Annotated in this window: 6 protein-coding genes; all 6 read right to left on the bottom strand. The window is 66.0% G+C overall.

Annotation, left to right across the window (positions count from 1 at the left end):
- On the bottom strand, positions 1-636 hold a 636-nt coding region (locus tag DBR22_RS17805), incomplete at its 3' end, for an imelysin family protein (RefSeq protein WP_258229274.1).
- A gap of 32 nt (positions 637-668) precedes the next feature.
- Positions 669-1,520: an iron uptake transporter permease EfeU gene (efeU, locus tag DBR22_RS17800; protein WP_108600114.1), complete on the bottom strand. Its 852-nt coding sequence runs from the start codon at positions 1,518-1,520 to the stop codon at positions 669-671.
- A 130-nt stretch (positions 1,521-1,650) separates the two neighbouring features.
- Complete coding sequence (locus DBR22_RS17795) at positions 1,651-2,169, bottom strand: GNAT family N-acetyltransferase (RefSeq protein WP_108600113.1); 519 nt, start codon at positions 2,167-2,169, stop codon at positions 1,651-1,653.
- Between the two features lie 36 nt (positions 2,170-2,205).
- Positions 2,206-2,619: an Hpt domain-containing protein gene (locus DBR22_RS17790; protein ID WP_108600112.1), complete on the bottom strand. Its 414-nt coding sequence runs from the start codon at positions 2,617-2,619 to the stop codon at positions 2,206-2,208.
- Between the two features lie 29 nt (positions 2,620-2,648).
- Positions 2,649-3,473 carry a GAF and ANTAR domain-containing protein gene (locus tag DBR22_RS17785; RefSeq protein ID WP_108600111.1) on the bottom strand — a complete coding sequence of 275 codons (825 nt, stop codon included), beginning with the start codon at positions 3,471-3,473 and terminating at the stop codon, positions 2,649-2,651.
- Positions 3,474-3,617: 144 nt separating this feature from the next.
- A partial coding sequence (locus DBR22_RS17780; protein WP_308810233.1) for an NAD(P)H-hydrate dehydratase occupies positions 3,618-3,839 on the bottom strand: 222 nt, incomplete at its 5' end.

Below are 3,839 nucleotides of genomic sequence, written 5' to 3'. Positions count from 1 at the left end.
CTCACGGGCGTCAAGCTTCGGGTCCAGGTCTCCGAATGACTCCGCCACCGGTTCAATCCGTTCCCAGTGCATGCGCGTAGCGGCGTAGAGGCCGCGGGCCTTGTCCGCATCCCCTGCTGCGTAGGCTGCCGCGAACTCCTTGGTACCGGCCAGAAGCTGTTCGCTCTGGTCCTTGACGTAGGCCAGGTACTGGGCCGTAGCGGTGTCCGTGAGGGCCTTGACGTTGGTGTCCACCGCGGGCTTGTCGCCGGATTCGGTGATTTCGAACGCGGACCGGATGCCATCGCCCTGCATGCCGGGCTTGCACGCCGTCGTGTATTTGCCTGCGGGCGCCGTGACCACCAGGTTGCGGGTCAGCCCCGGGCCGATGTTCTCCACTTCGCCGATGATGCGCAGGCCGTCTTCGGCAAGGAGGTAGAACTCGGTGACCTGGTCGCCGTCGTTCTGGATCGCAAACGTCACGTTACCGCTGGTGGTGCTCGAGCTGGACAAGGCGCACGCGTCGCTCGTACTGGACACTTTGATGGGGCCGGTGGCGGCCGGTGCACTGTTGTCAGTGCAGGCCACGAGCGTCAGCGGCAGGACGGCGGCGGCCAGCACGTAACGGAGGCGGCTGTTTTTGGCGAGATGGGGCACGGGTATTCCTTTGGGGTGTGACGGGGGGCGGATCAGGAACCGGCGGCGCTGCGGACCGGTTCCGGGGTGACGGCCGCGGGTTGGGCGCGGCGGTGGGACCGGAAGTACAGCCAGAGCACCAGCGGCACGTAAAGCAGCCAGGCGGCTGCTTCAAGCCAGGTGGTGGCCGGGGAAAAATTCAGGGTGCCTTTGAGTAAGGTCCCGTACCAGGACGACGGCGGCACTGCGGCTGAGACGTCGAAGGCCAGGCTGTGGAGGCCCGGAAGGATGCCGGCCTCCTGAAAGTCGTGGATGGCATATGCCAGGACCCCACCGGCGATGATGATCAGGGCGGCGCCGCTCCAGGTAAAGAACTTTCCGAGGTTGACCTTCAGCACGCCGCGGTGCAGCAGGGCGCCGAGGACAATGGCTGTGGCGAGCCCCAGCAGCGCCCCTACCAGGGGTGTGGTGGAAGAGCCGGATGACTGGGCTGCCGCCCAAAGGAACAAGGCCGTTTCGAGGCCTTCGCGGCCCACCGCCACTGCACCAACAACGGCAAGCCCCCAGCCGGAGCCGGTGGACGTCTGGTCCACCCGGGACCGGAGGTCGCTGCCCAGCGTCCGGGCCGTCCTTGCAATCCAGAAGACCATCCAGGTGACCAGGCCGACGGCGATGACGGACAGGGTTCCGCCGATCGCCTCCTGCGCCTCAAAGGTCAGGCCGCGGGGGCCGAAGCTGAGGAGTGCGCCGAATCCCACCGATGCGGCCACGGCAATTGCCACGCCGGTCCACAGCTTCGGCAGGAGGTGGGAGCGGCCGCTCTTGGCCAGATACGCCATCAGGAGGACGACGATGAGCGTCGCCTCGAGACCTTCCCGGAGGCCGATCAGGTAGTTTGCGGTCATAACGAAGTGCGCCTCGGCTCGTGGAAGCCAAGGGTAGGCTTACCTAAGGGGAAAGATTACCGGCCTTGCGGAATTAAGCAACTTTCGTGTGCGCTAATTTGGCTTGTGTGACATCCCCGGCTGTAATTCTCTACGCGGGCTCCACCCAGTAGCGGCGTTTGCCACCGCGGGTATCCTCGTAGACGCCGCCGTTCCTTTCGATGGTCGCGCGGGAACCGGCGTTGTCCTCATCGCACGTGATGAGGACCCGGGAGATCCCCAGGTCCCGGGCCACCGGGAGGGCTGCGGCCAGGGCGGCCGACGCGTGGCCGCGGCGCCTCGCGGAAGGCCTCACGCTGTAGCCGATGTGCCCGCCCTGGTTGAGGAGATGTTCGTTCAGCCCGTGCCGGATGGCCAGCGAACCAAGGAATGTGCCGTCTTCCACCATCCAGAGGTAGGTGCACGGAACGAGCCCCGGCTTCCGCGGGCTTTCCGGCAGCGCGTCGATGACGAGGGCGTCCACGAACCGCTGGAAGGTGTGGGCATCTTTGAGCTCTTCCAGGGGCCAGCCGTCCGCACCCGCGCCGTCCTGCCGGGAGCCGTCAAATTCTGCGGCTCCTTCCAGCCAGGAGGAATGAAAACGTACGTCCGGAGCGATAAGGAGAGGCATCACAGAATCGTATTCGACGATGAGGAGTTTCCCCCTTTACCTCTGGCCTTTCTTGGGCTGAAGGTACTCCAGCAGGAGATAGGTGGTCTGCCTGGAACACTTGATGATCGGGCGGAGGTGCTCCGTGGCCAGCCTGGGCAGTACCGTGACGGGTTCGTTGTCCCGGGTTTCGTCGCGGATGGCCAGCTCGAGGTCGAACGCAAGTCCTGCCAGGCGTTCCGCGCCCACCATCTGGCTGGACGTCTTGAGGCTGAGGACCGCGTCCAAGGCGCCGGTCAGGTCCCCTGTGGTCAGGGCCATGCGCAGCTTCTCGGTCCTCTGGGGAAGGGCTTCGATGAAGTTCTGCACGAACACCTTCCAGACCCCTTCATCGTCGTCGAGCTCATCGCGCAGCCGGCTCAGCACGGTCGGATCAAGGAGGGGCGCGACGCTGCCGTCACTCTGCGTCATGGCCGTCCTTCCCGTGACCCATTACCGCTTCATCCCTGGAAATGGGTGGCGGGCGGGCCGCCTGGAAGATCCTTCAGAATGGTGTCCGCGATCACCCGCGCCTTGACGTTCCGGTGGCTGGAAGCCCTGGTGAGGATGTTGAAAGCGTCCTCGTAGGAGCAGCGGTTCTGCCCCATGATGACCCCGCATGCGACGTCGATGGAGGTCCGGCCCTCCATGGCCGCGCGCAGGTGGCCGGCCGTGGCAAGGGCGGCCCTCATCTCGGTCGCCATCAGGAAACTTTTGCCGGCAAGGTTGCTGAAAGCCACGACGTCGGCCAGGACAGTCGGGGTGAACCCCGTGGTGTTCCCGGCCAGGAACGTCAGCGCCGCCGCGCATCCGGGCTCACGCGCCAACGGAACAGAAACCACAGACCGGTAGCCGGCGTCCCGGAGCGGACCCCAATACCGGGGCCATCGCGGATCCCTGGACGAGTCGTTGACGATGACCGCCAGCCGTCCCCTCATCGCCTGCGAAACAGGGCCGTCCCCGTGGTTCTGGTCCAGCCTGGCAAGGCCCGCTGCACCGTCGGAGGTGCCCACGGTCAGCGGTGTCTGGCCTGGGCGCGCCAGCGATACGGCGCAGTCCAGATCGGAGGTGGAATCGTCTGCGAGAGCCGACACCGCGGCAGAAGCCAGGAGGCGGAGCGATTCGGGCTCACTGTCGGCGCGGAAATCCAGCAGGAATTCTGAACGCCCGTGGGTTCCGGCATTGCTCCAGAGCTCACGGATGCCACCCCGGGGGAAAGCCTTCCCGGACTGGCCATCGGCCCAGGGCAGCCGGCGGGCATAGCTTGTGCGTAGTTCCGAACTCATTGACCCGCCCCCCGAAAGTCGTTGCTCATGAAGTCCCGCGGTAAGCAAAGACGCTACGTCGCAGGGGCGGGGGAAAGCATCAGTAGTGTGTACTCGAGTTTTCAACTCCCCGACACTCGGCAGTGGTAGCCGGTGGAGGCAAAGTCAGGTATTGAGTTCCAGCATGAGGGCCGGCAATTGGTCGGCCAGCTCGCGGGCCAGGAACCCCATCGGGCCCAGCCTGCTCGCCAACCTGTCGGCGGCCGCGGCGTGGAGGTGGCTGCCCCAGCAGGCTGCCTGCGCGTCGGTGGTGCCACGGGCGCGGAGGCCTGCGATGGCCCCTGCCAGGACATAGCCGCTGCCCGAAGTCCCCAGGCCGCCGTAGCC

The sequence above is a fragment of the Arthrobacter sp. HMWF013 genome (assembly GCF_003061105.1).
Taxonomy (GTDB): domain Bacteria; phylum Actinomycetota; class Actinomycetes; order Actinomycetales; family Micrococcaceae; genus Arthrobacter.
Note: the sequence above shows the minus strand (reverse complement) of the source record. Positions and strands in the feature narration are given on the sequence as shown.

Coding starts and splice junctions, on each gene's coding strand:
- efeU (WP_108600114.1), bottom strand. CDS start 1,520: ATGACCGCAAACTACCTGATCGGCCTCCGGGAAGGTCTCGAGGCGACG.
- DBR22_RS17795 (WP_108600113.1), bottom strand. CDS start 2,169: ATGCCTCTCCTTATCGCTCCGGACGTACGTTTTCATTCCTCCTGGCTG.
- DBR22_RS17790 (WP_108600112.1), bottom strand. CDS start 2,619: ATGACGCAGAGTGACGGCAGCGTCGCGCCCCTCCTTGATCCGACCGTG.
- DBR22_RS17785 (WP_108600111.1), bottom strand. CDS start 3,473: ATGAGTTCGGAACTACGCACAAGCTATGCCCGCCGGCTGCCCTGGGCC.